The organism is Silvania sp., assembly GCF_051656365.1.
GTDB lineage: Bacteria > Pseudomonadota > Gammaproteobacteria > Enterobacterales > Enterobacteriaceae > Enterobacter > Enterobacter hatchlandensis.
In genome coordinates this window covers 1-14555 of record NZ_JBOGBT010000050.1, presented here as the reverse complement: position 1 = coordinate 14555, position 14555 = coordinate 1, and the positions used below count along the sequence as shown (strand labels likewise).

Below are 14555 nucleotides of genomic sequence, written 5' to 3'. Positions count from 1 at the left end.
CAGACAGGCTTTGTCATCGTCGGTCAGCCAGCGCGCCTTCGACGGGCTGTCATCCAGCCAGAACCAGACCACAAAGCCCAGAATCACCGACGGGAAACCTTCCAGCAGGAACAGCCACTGCCAGCCCTTCAGGTTCATTACCCCGTCGAGGTTCAGAATATACCCCGAGGCCAGCGACCCCAGCGCCATCGTAACCGGCATGGCAATCATAAACAGGGCGTTGGCGCGTGCACGATAGTGCGCCGGGAACCAGAAGGTTAAATACAGCAGCAGGCCCGGCAGGAAGCCCGCTTCGGCGATCCCCACCATCATGCGCAGCACATACAAACTACCAGGGCCGGTGGCGAACATGGTGGCGGTGGACGCAATCCCCCAGACCACCATCAGAATGGCGATCCAGCGCCGGGCGCCCACGATACTTAGCATCACGTTGCTCGGGATCCCGCAGATCACGTACATCACGTAAAACAGGGTGGTGGCCAGACCAAACATGGTGCTGGTCAGGCCCAGATCTTTGCCCATCGTCAGGCCGGCAAAGCCAATGTTGATGCGGTCGAGGTACGAGAAGACGAACAGGATGAACAAAAAAGTGATCAGTCTCCGGAACAACTTTTTGATCACGATCTGCTGACGCGGATCCAGCGTGGCGTCGGCAGAGGAGGGGGGAGCGAGCACGTCGGAGCGTGTCTGTTCCATCGATGGACTGTCGTTCATGAAAAGCTCCACATTGCGATTATAGGTATTGTTGTCCCGTGCAACCTGAACACGTGGCTAACGTATAGAAAACCGCAGGTATGGACGTCAATTTTATGTTTAAAAAATGATACGCAATTGTTAATCACGTAGCATTTTTGAATCGTAATGCGAGATCGATCGGCTTTCGCCAGCCTCGCTGCGCGGCAGCACCCGCTGGTGGGTGTGAAGAGGCTATAGCGGGCGGGAAATAGCGGGTATAATTGCCGCCATTGCGCCGCTTCAGGAAAGGAACCTCATGAGTCATATCCCCCCATCGTCGGACACCGATTCCGGCTTTCATCGCGAAGCGTTCCCGTTTTACTGGATAGTTAATGTCTACGCGCGCTACACGCAAGTGATGGAAATTGAACTGAAAAAGGTGCAGCTCGATGTCTCCCGCTTTCGGGTATTGATGATCACCGAGCAGTATGGCAAAGCCAGCATCTCTCAGATCTCCGAGTACGCGATGACCAAAATGCCGACTGTCACCAAAATTGTCGGTCGCCTGCGCGATGACGGCATGGTGACCACCGCCAGCAGCGTGCAGGATGCAAGGGTGACCGAAGTGATGCTTACCGATGTCGGACGCGAAAAAGTGGCCGACGCGCACCGTCTCGCCAGCAAGGTTTTTGAGAAGGGATTTAAGGGCATGAGTGCCGCCCAGATGGAAAAAATGAACCTCTCCCTGGCGAAGGTTCTCGATAATCTCAACGATCTCTGACCCGCCAGCGGACAGAATTGCGGTTTTGTGACAGCCTTAAAAATTCCAGATAACCCACTGTAAAACAATCACTTTATTTAAAGCCGCCCCAATCGTCAGGGCGGCTTTTTTTTCATTCCCGCGGAAATTTTATTGTTATTTTTCATCGTCCTGAATCACTTTTCACGAATGTTATTAAAATGTTTCAGTGTTACCGTTTGGTAAAATTAACGTGAATTATTACTTGAATATTCATCTAAATCTCGCATGATTGATTTAACTTCACGCGGGTTGAAGACGCAGCGCAGACTGCTTACCCGAATATGATTCGTTTTTTCTGGTTAAGGTGTGAATGATGCAGCCAGTTACTGAGAGCAATGGTTACGTACAACGGTTTACCTTCGGTGAGGGCGACCTTTGTTTCGCAGTGAAAGACACGCTGGATATCGCCGGTTTTCCAACCCGTGCAGGCTGCCCGGCACTGGCAGATCGCCCGGCGGCAACACAGCATGCCGGGGTGGTCGCCACGCTGTTGCAACAGTGCTGCGTCCTGACCGGCAAAACCGCTCTGCACGAGCTGGCGTTTGGCGTCACCGGCATCAACCCCTGGGGCGGCACCCCGCGTAACCCACAGTTTCCGGCGCTGATCCCGGGCGGCTCCTCCAGCGGTTCGGCGGCGGTGGTGGCTTCCGGTGAGGTGGACTTCGCCCTCGGCACCGACACCGGCGGTTCGGTGCGGATGCCCGCCGCCTGTTGCGGCGTGATCGGCCTGAAGCCGACTTTTGGTGCGCTGAGCCGGGAAGGGGTGATGCCCGCGCATAGCTCGCTGGACTGCGTCGGGATCTTCGTCCGCCGGGCCCGCGTCCTGCGTCAGGTGCTGACCCGTCTCGCCATCCCGGTGAACGCGCCGCTGCCCGCGCTGCCTGCCATCGGCTTTATCCCGGCCGCCACGCCTGAAATCGATTCCCTGCTGCTGAACGCGCTGGCGCAACTCGACCTGCATCCGCAGCAAATTGACCTGCCTCTGCTTAACGATGCCCACCGCGCCGGGCTGACTCTGATTAGCCATGAAAACTGGCAGGCGTTCAACCCGCTTTTGCGCAGCGGCGCGGTCTCCGCCGATGTGGCGGCCCGTATCCGCGCCGGGGAAAGCATCGACGCCGACGCCCTGAAAACGGCGGAAAATATCCGCCAGATCTTCACCGCCGAAGTCGATGCCCGGCTGGCGAAAACCCCGCTGCTGGCGCTGGCGACCCTACCGGAGCTGCCGCCGACGCTGGCCGAGGCCCAGGATCCGCTCAGCGTGGTGAATCTCACCCGGCTGGTGCGCCCATTCAACCTCAGCGGCCACCCGGCGCTGAGCCTGCCGATGGGCACTCTTGATGGTCGCCCGGTGGCGCTGCAGCTGGTTGCTGCCAAAGGCCAGGACGGTTTGCTGGTGCAGGCCGCCGAATGGCTGACCGGGCGACGACGCGACTAACCACCCGTTTCTTCACCTGACTCAACACTAACTCAGTGAGTACCACTCATTGCGGCAGCACTCGTCTTGCTGCGGGCCGCACACGCTTTTCAGGAGGAAGTTATGTCTGCTGTTCATGTTCGTGAGGAACTCGTTCCACTGCTGAATGACGTTGCGGCCCGCAGCGCAGATTTTGAGCAACAGCGTCACATCTCTGACGACATCATCACCCGTTTCAAGCAGGTGGGCGTTTACCGCGCGCTGGTGCCCAAAATCTACGGCGGTGACGAGTGCTCCCCGGCGCAGTTCTGCGAGCTTGTCGAGCAGATCGCCACCGCGGATGGCTCCGCAGGCTGGGTCGCCAGCTTCGGCATGAGCCCGTTTTATCTCGGCGCGCTGCCGCCGGATACCCTGAAAGCACTCTACCGCGACGGCCCCGACGTGGTCTTTGCCGGCGGCATCTTCCCACCGCAGAAAGCGGTGCTGGCAGACGGCGGCTACCGCGTCTCTGGCCGCTGGGGCTTTGCCAGCGGCAGCATGGGGGCCTCGGTGTTTGGCGTCGGTATTCTGCCGGAAAGCGGTGAAACCCTGCCGCGAATGGCGGTCCTGCCGCGCGACAGCGTGCAGATCGACCCGGTATGGAACACCGTCGGCCTGGCGGGCACCGGCAGCCACGATCTGGTGGTTAACGATGCCTATGTCCCGCAGGAGTGGACCTTTGTTCGCGGTGGCGCTCTTAACCTCGAGGGCGCGCTGTACCGCTATCCGGTGCTGTCGCTGGCGACCCAGGTGCTCTCGGTGGTGGCCCTCGGCGTGGCCCGCGCGTCGCTTAACGAAATTTATGCCATTGCCCATCGTCAGCAGTCGGTGACCGGTGCGCCGTGCCTGGCGGACCGTCCGCAGGCGCAGATGCAGATTGCCCGCTGTGAAGCGGATCTGCGTTCGGCGCGAGCCTGGTTCTACGACGCCATTGACGATGTCTGGCAGTGCATCCTCGCCGGGGATGAACCCGCCCGCGAGCAGATCAATGCCCTGCGCCTGTCGTCCACCCACGTGACGCGCGTCGCCGCTGAGGTGACCCGTCAGGTGCTGGCGCTGAACGGCATGGGCGGCATCACCCTGAAAAGCCCGCTGCAGCGCTACGTGCGCGACACCATGGTGATCACCCAGCACGCTTTCATGGGCGACCTCTCGTACCTCAATGCCGGTACGGTCTATTTCGGCGGTAAACCACTGCCGGGTTATTTGTAATTTTTACGACAGGAGTAACAGATGAGCCAGACAACAACCTCACGCGTGCTGTTTTGCATCGGTGTCAATCAGAACTTTTTTGATGCCAGCGCGGCAGAAGCCAAACAGGTATGGGCCGCCTTCGGGGTGATGATGAAGGGTATCGACGAGACCCCGGGGATTCGGGTTATCGGCAACATGGACGACGACCGCCTGATGGTTGGCCCGTCGACCACCGCCCCGTGGACCACCTACGTGCTGGCGGATGCCGATACCCTTGAGAGCGTGGCCGCCGTCTGCAACCTGTTCCGCACCACCCCGGTGGGCGACAGCGGCAGCAAGCTGTGGAAGTACTGCAAGATTGAAGCCCGCGTCGGTCGCGAACTGATTATTCAGTAACGGAGTCACTCATGAGCCCACAGGATGCGCTGCGTTTACAGCAGCTCGAGGATCAGCAGGCAGCCCGCGTCTGCATCAGCCACTACATGCGTCTGTGCGATCGGCTGGACAGCATGGAGACGGTGCAGGCCATTGGCGCGCTGTTCAGCGAAGGTGCCTGCTGGGAAGGGCTGGGTGAGCCGTACGCCACCCGGCTCGGCAAACATCAGGGGCGTGCGGCAATCGTGGCGATGATGGCGGGCTATGTCAGTCACCCTGCGCACTTTGCCATGAATGCCCACTTTTTATGCTCCGAAGCCCTGTATCACGAGGCCGATGGCGAGCTGCACGGCCGCTGGCTGATGCTGCAAACCTCCACCTTTACCGCCGGAGGTGCCCATCTGAATGCGGCTGAGATCAAGATTATTTTCCGTCGCGAGGCCGGTGAAATGACCATCCACCATTTCACCACCCGCAACCTGTTCAGCAGACCGGTGAGCCACTGGCACGCGACGGATGCGTTACCGGTACCTGACAAAAACCAGACCGTCGAAGACGAGCAGGAGTAACAACATGCAGTGTGACCACATCATCAATGTCAAAAATATCGATACCACAGCGCAGCCGGTTCCGGGGCGTGAAGAGATTGCTGCGCTGGTGCAGGCCGACCGCGTGCACACCTCGCTCTATACCTCCGACGCGCTGTTCCAGCTCGAGCTGGATCGTATTTTCAGCAAAACCTGGGTCTGGGTCGCGCACGTCAGCGAAATCCCGGACACCGGCAGCTTTAAAACCACCGAGATCGGCACCCAGCCGGTGATCGTGGTCCGCGATCGCAAAGGCACGATCCATACCCTGCTGAACCGCTGCCGCCACCGCGCGGCCACGGTGTGTGAACACCGCAGCGGCAAAACCAATAGCTTCGTCTGCCCGTATCACGGCTGGGGTTACGCGCTGGACGGCAGCCTGCGCGGCGTCCCGCACCCGGAGAGCTACGCCGATCAGCTGGAGAAAAACGAGCTGGGTCTGGTGTCGCTGCGTACCGAAGAGTACGCCGGAATGGTCTTCGCCACCTTTAACGAGCAGATCGAACCGCTGGAGGATTTCCTCGGTGCAGCCAAAAAATGGATGGATCTGTTTATGAAGCAGGGCGCGGGCTACCCGATTAAGACCGGGCCTGCGCACCGCTTCCGCTTCCCGGGCAACTGGAAAATCCAGCTCGAGAACACCACCGACGGCTATCACTTCCCGGTGGTGCACCGCTCCTTCCTCAGCTCGGTCGATAAGCAGACCGAAGAGATGCTCAATTTCGTTGACGGCAGCGGCTACGTAGAAGATCTCGGCAACGGCCACAGCGTGATGGTGATGATCCCCGAGCTGGTGGATCTGGACGCCAACCTCGATGCACCGATCCCGGAACGCTTTGTCGAGCTGGCGGATGAACTGCGTAAAGAGCATGACGAACAGCAGGTGCGACGCATCGTGCGCGCGGTGGGCGGCTCCGGTTTTAACCTCAACCTGTTCCCGAACATCGCCTGCTCGATGGCCTTCTTCCGCGTCCTGCAGCCGGTCTCAGTAATGGAAACCGAAATCCACCACGCGGTGATCACCATGGACGGCGGGCCGGAGATTGCCAACCAGGCGCGCCTGCGTCTGCACGAGCACTTCCAGGGCCCGATGGGCTTTGGCACCCCGGACGACTCAGAAGCCTGGGAGCGCGTTCAGCGCGGGGCCACCGCCGGGGATGACCTGTGGATCATGCTCAACCGCGGTCTGGCCGGAGAGTACCGCACCGATGATGGCCTGCGCAGCGACGTCAGCGCCGAAACCGGGATGCGTGCAGCCTACCAACAGTGGAAAAAGTTAATGACGGAGACGGAACAATGATGACCCCAGATTCTGCACTGTTTGCGGCCATGTCCGTAATTAACCTCGAAGGCGATCTGCTGGACCAGGGCGAGTTCAACGCCTGGCTGGATCTGTGGCAGCACGACGGCCTGTACGTAGTGCCGATCGACCCGAACGAGACCGATTTTAAAAACACCCTTAACTACGCCTGCGACGATCACCACATGCGCGAGCGCCGGGTGAAACGTCTGTACAGCGGCGAATCCATCTCCACCACGCCGCGAGCCAGAACGCTGCGCACCCTGTCGCGCTTCCGCCTGCTGGAGTCCGGCGAGGATCGGATCGTGGTGCGCGGGGCGCAGTCCCTGTGGGAGCACCGCAAAGGGCACAGCCGCCACTACGCGGCGGACATCACCTGGCACCTGTTGCCGCAGGACGGCAAGTGGCTGATCGCGCAAAAGGTGATCCGTCTGGTCAACAGCGACGATGTGCTGCACAGCATCGGCTACATCCTCTGAGGAGCCGTCCATGACTCAAACCGTATTAGTCACCGGCGCAGCCGCCGGGCTGGGCAACGTTATCGCCACCCACCTGCTGGAGCAGGGGTTCCAGGTGGTGCTGACCGATGTTGATGTTAATCGCGCCCGGGAAGCCGCCGACCGTCTGGATGACGGCCAGGGCAAAGTGCTGGCGCTGGGGCTGGATATTTGCCAGCCGCAGGATTTTGCCCGCGCGCTGGAGGCCACCATTGAACGCTTCGGTAGCCTGGAAGTGCTGGTGAATAACGCCGCGCTAACCCTGGCGACGCCGGTAATGGACATCCCGGTGGAGGAGTTCGACCGGGTGATCGCCACCAACCTGCGCGGCACCTTTGTCGGCTGTCAGACCATGGGGCGTTATTTCGCAACTAAAGGCTATGGCCGGATCGTCAACCTGGCCTCATTAGCCGGGCAGAACGGCGGCACCGCCTCCGGGGCGCACTACGCGGCCTCGAAGGGCGGGATCCTGACCCTGACCAAAGTGTTTGCCCGCGAGCTGAGTCAATCCGGCGTGACGGTCAATGCCATTGCCCCCGGCCCGCTGGACCTGCCGATGGTTCACGCCCTGGTGCCGAAAGAGAAGATGGCCGGGCTGCTGCAGATGATCCCGGTGGGCCAGTTAGGTGAAGCCGAATTTGTCGCACAGGCCGTGGCCTTGCTGGCATCTGAGCAGGCGTCGTTTGTCACCGGGGCGACCTGGGACATCAACGGCGGTCTGTTTATGCGTTAAGGAGTCAACATGCTGACATTACAGGTTATCAGGCGAGAGTTGCAGGGCGAGGTGGTCCTGCTGACGCTGGCGCATTCTGACGGTATCGAGCTGCCGACCTTTAGCGCCGGGGCGCATATCGATCTGCATCTGACAGAAGACCTGGTGCGTCCGTATTCCCTGTGCGGCGACCCAAAAAATCGTCAGCACTACCAGCTCGGCATCCTGAAAGACGCTCAGTCCCAGGGCGGCTCGCTGGCGGCCCACGCTCTGAACGTTGGGGATCGGATTCAGGTCAGCGATCCGCGCAACCTTTTTGCGCTGAATGAAGAGGCCAGCCACAGCCTGCTGATTGGCGGCGGGATTGGCATCACCCCGATGCTGGCGATGGCCGCCGAGCTGCACGCCGCCGGGCGGTCGTTCAGCCTGCACTACTGTGCCCGGTCCCGCACCCAGGCGGCGTTTATACCCCAGCTGGAGCAGTCGCCGTATGCCGACCGCGTGCAGATGCACTTCAGCGACGCCCGGCGGCTGAACCTGGCGGCGGTATTGAGCGACGTCCCGGCTAATACCCACGTCTACACCTGCGGCCCGACGCGCCTGATGGAGGCGATTGTGGACGAGGCGACCCGCCACGGCTATCGCCCGGAACAGGTGCATCAGGAGTGCTTCAGCGCCGAGGTGCAGACCGGCGGCGCAGCCTTTGAAGTGGTTGCTGCCACCAGCGGCATCACCGTGCAGGTCCTGGAGAACCAGAGCATCGTCGAAGCCCTGGCGCTGGCCGGACTGAAGGTGTGCGTCTCCTGCAAGCAGGGGATCTGCGGCAGCTGCCTGACCGACGTGCTGGAAGGCGAGCCGGATCACCGCGACAGCTATCTCACCGATGAAGAGAAAGCCGACGGCGACCAGATTTTGTTGTGTTGTTCCCGTGCGAAAAGCGCGCGTTTAGTCATCGATCTGTGAGGAATACCTTATGACACTGCAAACCGAATTTCGTAATGCAATGGCGCAGCTGGGGAGTGCGGTCTCTGTTATCACAACAGACGGCCCGGCGGGCAAATTTGGCTTTACCGCCTCTGCCGTCTGCAGCGTCACGGACTCACCGCCTACGCTGCTGGTCTGTATGAACCGCAACTCCTTTGCCAACGAACACTTCAAACAGAACGGCACCCTGTGCGTCAACGTACTCTCCAGCGATCACCAGGATCTCTCCGGGGTGTTTGCCAACGCCAGCCTGCGCTCCGAGGAGCGTTTTGGCTACGACTCCTGGCAGGTGCTGGCCAGCGGTGCGCCGGTGCTGAGCTCGTCGGTCGCCAGCTTCGACTGCGTGATCGACACTTGCCACGAAGTGGGCAGCCACTCTGTTTTTTACTGCCAGGTGCAGGCGGTGCGTATCAGCGAAGCGCCGCGTGGGCTGGTCTACTTCAACCGTCGCTACCATGCCGTCGGGCATGACGTACAAGCGTAAAACCAACAATAAAAGGTAACGCGGATGAGCAATGTCGTGACTGAAAATACCGTCGCCCCGGCGGTGGTTCCCCAGGATGCCGGGCAGATGCGCAAGCTGGTGTTCGCCTCGGTGCTGGGCAATGCCCTGGAGTGGTACGACTTTTTCCTGTACGGCACCGCGGCGGCGCTGGTGTTTGGCCCGCTGTTCTTCCCGGTGGGCGGCGACCCGATGCAGGGCACGCTGCTGGCATTTTCCGGCTTTGCGGTGGGCTTTCTGGCGCGTCCGCTAGGCGGGATCGTCTTCGGTCATATCGGGGATCGCTACAGCCGCAAGATGACGCTGATCATGACCCTGACCCTAATGGGGGCCACCACCTTTGTCATCGGCCTGCTGCCGGTCTATTCGCAGATAGGCATCCTCGCACCGATTTCACTGATCACCCTGCGCTTTTTACAGGGCGTCGCATCCGGCGGGGAGTGGGGCGGCGGGGTGTTGATGCTGAGCGAGAACGCCCCGGCATCCCGTCGCGGATTCTATACCGCCTGGAGCCAGATGGGCGTCTCGGGTGGATTTGTGTTATCCGCCTTCGCCTTTTATCTGGTGCAGAAGCTGCCGGAAGAGGACCTGATGAGCTGGGGCTGGCGCGTACCGTTTCTGCTTAGCATCGTGATCTTCCTGGTCGGGGTCTACATCCGCAAAAACATCCGCGAGAGCAAGGCTTTTAGCCAGGCCAAACCGGAAGACAAACATGAGAAGATCCCGCTGATGGTGATTATCCGCGAGCACCCGAAAGCGCTGCTGCAGGCCATCGCCCTGCGCCTGCCGGAGAACGGGGCGTCGTACATCTTCTTCACCTTCTCGGTGGTCTACGCCAAACACATTGGCATCAGCACCGGGGAGATCATCAGCGCCGTCACCCTGGCGATGCTGGTGGAGTTCTTCTCGATTCTGTTCTGGGGCGCGCTGTCGGATCGCATCGGCCTGAAGCCGGTCTACTACATCGGTGTGATCGGTCTGCTGGTGATGGCGTTCCCGTTCTTCTGGCTGCTCTCCACCGGCGACTACGGCTGGATCATGCTGGCGATGCTGCTGGGCCTGCCGTTCTGCCACGGGGCGATGATTGGCACTCAGCCGTGCATCATGAGCGATCTGTTCCCGGTGCGGGTGCGCTACTCCGGCCTGGCGTTGGGGCATGAAGTGGGTTCGATCTTCTCCGGCGGACTGGGGCCAATGCTGGCGGTGGCGATGCTGATGTACTTCGACGCGTCCTGGCCGGTCTCCCTGCTGCTGATGGGCTATGCATTGCTGGCATGGATTGCGCTGCGCAGCCTGCCGTCTGACAAGAACAAAAATGAGGTAGCACCATGATTGATAAAAGGATTGCCGCCATCGACGGCGCGATAGCCGACATTTTTGACGGTGCCATCGTGATGGTGGGCGGCTTCGGCCCGGCCGGCCAGCCCGCCGAACTGCTCGACGCCCTGATCCGCCGCAGACCGCGCAACCTGACGCTTATCAGCAACAACGCCGGGAACGGCGACTACGGCCTGGCGGCGCTGCTTAAGGCCGGTTGCGTGAAAAAAGTGATCTGCTCTTTCCCGCGCCAGACCGACTCCTGGGTGTTTGACGATCTCTATCGTCGCGGGGAAGTGGAGCTGGAGCTGGTGCCGCAGGGCAACCTGGCGGCCCGCATTCAGGCCGGTGGTGCCGGGCTCGGCGGGATCTTCACCCCCACCGGGTTTGGCACCGCGCTGGCGGCAGGCAAAGAGACGCGCCATATCGACGGCAAAGATTATGTCTTTGAAACCCCGCTGAAGGCCGACTTTGCGCTGATCAAAGCCCTGAAGGCCGACCGCTGGGGCAACCTGATTTACGACAAAACCGGGCGTAACTTCGGGCCGATTATGGCCACCGCCGCCAACTGCACCATCGCCCAGGTGAGCGAGATCGTACCGTTAGGCGAGCTCGACCCGGAAGCGGTGGTCACACCGGGGATTTTTGTCCAGCGCATCGTCCCGGTGGCGATCGCGCGCCAGACCCAGACGGCCTAAGGAGATTACGTGAATAAATTGACTCATCAGCAGCTGGCCGAGCGCATTGCCCGCGACATCCCGGAAGGGGCGTACGTGAACCTCGGGATCGGCCTGCCGACCCGGATTGCCAACTATCTGCCCGCCGATCGCGAGATTTTCCTGCACAGCGAAAACGGCATTCTCGGGATGGGGCCTGCGCCTGCGCCGGGTTGCGAAGATCCGGAGCTGATCAATGCGGGCAAGCAACCGGTGACCCTGCTCGACGGCGGGTGTTATTTCCATCACGGGGACTCGTTCACCATGATGCGCGGCGGTCACCTGGATATCTGCGTGCTGGGGGCGTATCAGGTTTCCGAGCATGGCGACCTGGCAAACTGGAGCACCGGGGAACCTTCCTCCATTCCGGCAGTTGGCGGGGCGATGGACCTGGCGATTGGTGCGAAGCGCGTGTATGTGATGACCGAACATCTGACCCGCCAGGGCGAGTGCAAAATCGTCAAAACCTGTACCTATCCGCTGACCGGCATGGCCTGCATCGACCGCATCTATACCGACATGGCGGTAATGGATATCACCGCGGACGGCATCCTGGTGCGGGAGCTGTTTGGCGACGTGACGCCCGGGTACCTGCAGTCGGTTACCCCGGTGGCGCTGACCTTTGCCTTTAATGCTGAAACCGAGGAGGCGTGATGGATCTGGAATATCGCCTCGATGGCCCACAGGACGCGCCGCTGTTGGTGCTCTCCAACTCGCTGGGCACCACCTGGCAGATGTGGCAGGCGCAGATGGCCGACTTCACCCGCCACTTCCGCGTGCTGCGCTACAACACCCGCGGTCACGGTCGCTCTCCGCTGGCAGAAGGGGGCATCACCCTCGACACCCTGGGGCAGGACGTGATTGCCCTGCTCGATCATCTGGACGTGGAACGCGCCGTCTTCTGCGGCATCTCGCTCGGCGGAATGACCGGCCTGTGGCTCAATCGCCACGCGCCGTCGCGTTTTTCGCGCATCGTAGTCGCCAATACCGCGGCGAAAATCGGCGAAGCCAAAGGCTGGCTGCAGCGTGCCGCCACCGTGCGTCAGCAGGGGATGGGCCCGGTCGCCAGCGGCGCGGCGGATCGCTGGTTTACCCCGGCGTACCGCGAGAGCAACCCCGGCGTGGTCAAGCTGCTGGTGGATGGCCTGGCCGATACCCCGAAGGAGGGCTATGCCGTCTGCTGCGAAGCGCTGGCCGTTGCAGATTTGCGCCCGGACGTAGCGGCGATGCTGCGCCCGATGCTGGTCATCGCCGGGGAAGACGATCCGGTGACCACGGTCAACGACGGCGAGTGGCTCGCCGCCCAGGCAAAGCAGACCCGCTGCGTGACCTTACCCGCATCGCACCTGTCGAACGTCGCCTGCCCGGCGGCGTTTAACCAGCAGGTGCTGACCTTTTTAACCGCAGGAGCTGCGACATGAGTATCACCATTGAATCCCTGGCCTGCTGGCTGGTGGATATCCCGACCATCCGCCCGCACAAGCTGTCGATGGCCACCATGGGCTGCCAGACGCTGACGATCGTCAGAATGCAGTGCGCCAACGGCATCACCGGCTGGGGCGAAGCCACCACCATCGGCGGCCTGAGCTATGGCGCAGAAAGCCCGGAGGCGATCAAATCCGCGATTGAGACCTATCTGGCCCCGCTGCTGTGCGGCCAGACGTTCAGCGGCCCGGCGGCGCTGGCTGACAAAATGAATGCCCACGTGAAGGGCAACACCTTTGCTAAATCCGCCCTGGAAACCGCGTTTCTCGATGCCCAGGGCAAGGCGCTGGGCCTGCCGGTCAGCTCGCTGCTCGGCGGGGCGCTCACCACACGGCTGCCGGTGCTGTGGACCCTGGCGAGCGGCGATACCCAGAAAGACATCGAAGAGGGTCAACGCCTGCTGGCAGAAGGGCGGCACGACACCTTCAAGCTGAAGATTGGCGCACGCGGGCTGGATGTTGATATCCGCCACGCGCTGGCGATCAAGGCCGCGCTGGGGGATGAGGTCAGCATCCGCGTGGACGTCAACCAGGCGTGGGATCTCACCACCGCCATCAAAGGGATGACGCAGCTGCAGGATGGCGGTATCGACCTGGTGGAGCAGCCGATCCCGCTGTGGGATCAACGGGGGTTAATCGCCCTGAGCCAGCGCTTTGCGGTGCCGATTCTGGCCGACGAAGCGGTGGCGACCAGCCATGACGGCTATGCCCTGGCGAGCGGCGGCTTTACCGGCGCGTATGCCCTGAAGATTGCAAAAGCGGGCGGTCCGGTGCAGGCGCTTAAGCTGGCACAGGTGGCGCAGGCGGCGGGCGTGGCGCTGTACGGCGGCACCATGCTGGAAGGCACGCTGGGTAGCGTCGCATCGTTACATGCCTGGTCGACGGTCAGGATGCAGTGGGGCACCGAGATGTTCGGCCCGCTGCTGCTGAAGGATGACATCGTGGTCCGTCCGCTCGATTTCAGCCACGGACAGGTGACGTTACCGCAGGGGCCGGGCCTGGGCGTCGATATCGATGAAGAGAAGCTGCGTTACTACGCACGAAAATAAAGGAGAACGCGATGCTGTTTAAAGTGGAAATGACGGTCAACATCCCGTCGTCCCTGCCCAAAGAGCAGGTTGAAGAGGTTAAAGCCAAAGAAAAAGCCTACTCCCAGCGTTTACAGCGCGAGGGGAAATGGCCGCACATCTGGCGCGTGGTCGGCCAGTACGCCAACGTCAGTATTTTTGACGTGGCGGACAACCAGGAGCTGCACGAGATCCTGACCGCGCTGCCGCTGTACCCGTGGATGGAAATCAGCGTGCAGCCGCTGTGCGCGCATCCGTCGTCTATCTATACCGAACAAACGTCGTCGAAATAATTACAAAAACGTACCCTACAAAGAGGAATAAGCAATGTCACAGAACCCTGTACATCAAACCGAGCTGGACACCTTACTGGCCATCAGCAGCGGCTTAAATTCCACCGGTGGGAATGACCGTTTTAAAAACATCATGCATCAGCTGCTGAGCGATGTGTGCAAGACCATCAAGCAGTTCGATATTACTGACGAAGAGTTCTGGGTCGCGGTGAACTACCTTAACGAGCTGGGCGGACGCCAGGAAGCGGCGCTGCTGGCCGCCGGTCTGGGCCTGGAACACTATCTGGATATGCGCGCTGATGAGAAAGAGGCCGCATCTGGTGAGGAAGTGGGCACCCCGCGCACCATCGAAGGGCCACTGTACGTGGCCAACGCCCCGCTGAGTCAGAGCTTTGCCCGCATGGACGACGGCAGTGAGCAGGCAGAAACCATGTGGCTGCAGGGCCAGGTCACCGACCTGAACGGCAAGCCGGTGGCGGGCGCGATTGTGGATATCTGGCACGCCAACACCCTTGGCGGCTACTCGTTCTTTGATCAGTCCCAGAGCGAATACAACCTGCGTCGCCGCATCCTGACCGATGAAAACGGCCGCTA

Annotated in this window: 18 protein-coding genes; 17 read left to right on the top strand and 1 reads right to left on the bottom strand. The window is 61.1% G+C overall.

Going from position 1 to position 14555, the window contains the following annotated elements:
* Nucleotides 1-696: MFS transporter (locus tag ACRDD5_RS10700; protein WP_438676750.1), on the bottom strand; the 696-nt coding region annotated here is incomplete at its 3' end.
* Nucleotides 697-991: 295 nt separating this feature from the next.
* On the opposite strand from ACRDD5_RS10700, the gene ACRDD5_RS10695 reads away from it, so the two are divergent.
* The 17 genes from ACRDD5_RS10695 to ACRDD5_RS10615 form a co-directional block, all read left to right on the top strand.
* Nucleotides 992-1456, top strand: a complete 465-nt coding sequence (locus ACRDD5_RS10695; protein ID WP_271284044.1) for a MarR family winged helix-turn-helix transcriptional regulator — start codon at nt 992-994, stop codon at nt 1454-1456.
* A gap of 334 nt (nt 1457-1790) precedes the next feature.
* A complete protein-coding gene (locus ACRDD5_RS10690; protein ID WP_438676748.1) occupies nt 1791-2915 on the top strand; it encodes an amidase in 1125 nt (374 codons plus the stop codon).
* Between the two features lie 102 nt (nt 2916-3017).
* Nucleotides 3018-4145 carry an acyl-CoA dehydrogenase family protein gene (locus ACRDD5_RS10685; protein WP_438676747.1) on the top strand — a complete coding sequence of 376 codons (1128 nt, stop codon included), beginning with the start codon at nt 3018-3020 and terminating at the stop codon, nt 4143-4145.
* Between the two features lie 21 nt (nt 4146-4166).
* On the top strand, nt 4167-4523 hold the full coding sequence (locus ACRDD5_RS10680; protein WP_271284047.1) for an IacB protein: 357 nt from the start codon (nt 4167-4169) through the stop codon (nt 4521-4523).
* Nucleotides 4524-4534: 11 nt separating this feature from the next.
* On the top strand, nt 4535-5071 hold the full coding sequence (locus tag ACRDD5_RS10675; RefSeq protein WP_271284048.1) for a nuclear transport factor 2 family protein: 537 nt from the start codon (nt 4535-4537) through the stop codon (nt 5069-5071).
* A 4-nt stretch (nt 5072-5075) separates the two neighbouring features.
* Nucleotides 5076-6389: an aromatic ring-hydroxylating oxygenase subunit alpha gene (locus ACRDD5_RS10670; RefSeq protein WP_438676746.1), complete on the top strand. Its 1314-nt coding sequence runs from the start codon at nt 5076-5078 to the stop codon at nt 6387-6389.
* Nucleotides 6389-6868: an aromatic-ring-hydroxylating dioxygenase subunit beta gene (locus tag ACRDD5_RS10665; RefSeq protein WP_336264828.1), complete on the top strand. Its 480-nt coding sequence runs from the start codon at nt 6389-6391 to the stop codon at nt 6866-6868. Before ACRDD5_RS10670 ends, ACRDD5_RS10665 begins: the two co-directional genes overlap by 1 nt.
* Before the next feature lie 10 nt (nt 6869-6878).
* On the top strand, nt 6879-7619 hold the full coding sequence (locus tag ACRDD5_RS10660; RefSeq protein ID WP_438676745.1) for an SDR family NAD(P)-dependent oxidoreductase: 741 nt from the start codon (nt 6879-6881) through the stop codon (nt 7617-7619).
* A gap of 9 nt (nt 7620-7628) precedes the next feature.
* The gene (locus tag ACRDD5_RS10655) at nt 7629-8561 is read left to right on the top strand and encodes a PDR/VanB family oxidoreductase (RefSeq protein WP_438676744.1); all 933 of its coding nucleotides are present in this window, start codon (nt 7629-7631) and stop codon (nt 8559-8561) included.
* Nucleotides 8562-8571: 10 nt separating this feature from the next.
* The gene (locus ACRDD5_RS10650) at nt 8572-9066 is read left to right on the top strand and encodes a flavin reductase (protein WP_271284053.1); all 495 of its coding nucleotides are present in this window, start codon (nt 8572-8574) and stop codon (nt 9064-9066) included.
* Nucleotides 9067-9153: 87 nt separating this feature from the next.
* Entirely contained in the window at nt 9154-10416 is a 1263-nt protein-coding gene (locus ACRDD5_RS10645; protein WP_438676749.1) for an MFS transporter, read from the top strand.
* On the top strand, nt 10413-11099 hold the full coding sequence (locus ACRDD5_RS10640) for a 3-oxoacid CoA-transferase subunit A (protein WP_438676743.1): 687 nt from the start codon (nt 10413-10415) through the stop codon (nt 11097-11099). Before ACRDD5_RS10645 ends, ACRDD5_RS10640 begins: the two co-directional genes overlap by 4 nt.
* 9 nt (nt 11100-11108) lie before the next feature.
* Nucleotides 11109-11771: a 3-oxoacid CoA-transferase subunit B gene (locus tag ACRDD5_RS10635; protein ID WP_438676742.1), complete on the top strand. Its 663-nt coding sequence runs from the start codon at nt 11109-11111 to the stop codon at nt 11769-11771.
* Nucleotides 11771-12538 (top strand): 3-oxoadipate enol-lactonase, encoded by a 768-nt coding sequence (gene pcaD / locus ACRDD5_RS10630; protein WP_438676741.1) that lies wholly within the window; start codon nt 11771-11773, stop codon nt 12536-12538. Before ACRDD5_RS10635 ends, pcaD begins: the two co-directional genes overlap by 1 nt.
* Nucleotides 12535-13650, top strand: coding sequence for a muconate/chloromuconate family cycloisomerase (locus ACRDD5_RS10625; protein ID WP_438676740.1), 1116 nt, complete (start codon nt 12535-12537; stop codon nt 13648-13650). The genes pcaD and ACRDD5_RS10625 overlap by 4 nt, the downstream gene beginning before the upstream one ends.
* A gap of 11 nt (nt 13651-13661) precedes the next feature.
* Nucleotides 13662-13961: a muconolactone Delta-isomerase gene (gene catC, locus ACRDD5_RS10620; RefSeq protein WP_271284058.1), complete on the top strand. Its 300-nt coding sequence runs from the start codon at nt 13662-13664 to the stop codon at nt 13959-13961.
* 34 nt (nt 13962-13995) lie between these two features.
* The coding region (locus ACRDD5_RS10615; RefSeq protein WP_438676739.1) for a dioxygenase family protein at nt 13996-14555 on the top strand (560 nt) is incomplete at its 3' end.

Excerpts from the sequence above, each read along its gene's own strand:
- ACRDD5_RS10680 (WP_271284047.1), top strand. The coding sequence starts at position 4,167 with ATGAGCCAGACAACAACCTCACGCGTGCTGTTTTGCATCGGTGTCAAT.
- ACRDD5_RS10670 (WP_438676746.1), top strand. The coding sequence starts at position 5,076 with ATGCAGTGTGACCACATCATCAATGTCAAAAATATCGATACCACAGCG.
- ACRDD5_RS10625 (WP_438676740.1), top strand. The coding sequence starts at position 12,535 with ATGAGTATCACCATTGAATCCCTGGCCTGCTGGCTGGTGGATATCCCG.
- pcaD (WP_438676741.1), top strand. The coding sequence starts at position 11,771 with ATGGATCTGGAATATCGCCTCGATGGCCCACAGGACGCGCCGCTGTTG.
- catC (WP_271284058.1), top strand. The coding sequence starts at position 13,662 with ATGCTGTTTAAAGTGGAAATGACGGTCAACATCCCGTCGTCCCTGCCC.
- ACRDD5_RS10655 (WP_438676744.1), top strand. The coding sequence starts at position 7,629 with ATGCTGACATTACAGGTTATCAGGCGAGAGTTGCAGGGCGAGGTGGTC.
- ACRDD5_RS10695 (WP_271284044.1), top strand. The coding sequence starts at position 992 with ATGAGTCATATCCCCCCATCGTCGGACACCGATTCCGGCTTTCATCGC.
- ACRDD5_RS10645 (WP_438676749.1), top strand. The coding sequence starts at position 9,154 with ATGCGCAAGCTGGTGTTCGCCTCGGTGCTGGGCAATGCCCTGGAGTGG.
- ACRDD5_RS10650 (WP_271284053.1), top strand. The coding sequence starts at position 8,572 with ATGACACTGCAAACCGAATTTCGTAATGCAATGGCGCAGCTGGGGAGT.
- ACRDD5_RS10665 (WP_336264828.1), top strand. The coding sequence starts at position 6,389 with ATGACCCCAGATTCTGCACTGTTTGCGGCCATGTCCGTAATTAACCTC.
- ACRDD5_RS10660 (WP_438676745.1), top strand. The coding sequence starts at position 6,879 with ATGACTCAAACCGTATTAGTCACCGGCGCAGCCGCCGGGCTGGGCAAC.
- ACRDD5_RS10675 (WP_271284048.1), top strand. The coding sequence starts at position 4,535 with ATGAGCCCACAGGATGCGCTGCGTTTACAGCAGCTCGAGGATCAGCAG.
- ACRDD5_RS10690 (WP_438676748.1), top strand. The coding sequence starts at position 1,791 with ATGCAGCCAGTTACTGAGAGCAATGGTTACGTACAACGGTTTACCTTC.
- ACRDD5_RS10685 (WP_438676747.1), top strand. The coding sequence starts at position 3,018 with ATGTCTGCTGTTCATGTTCGTGAGGAACTCGTTCCACTGCTGAATGAC.
- ACRDD5_RS10640 (WP_438676743.1), top strand. The coding sequence starts at position 10,413 with ATGATTGATAAAAGGATTGCCGCCATCGACGGCGCGATAGCCGACATT.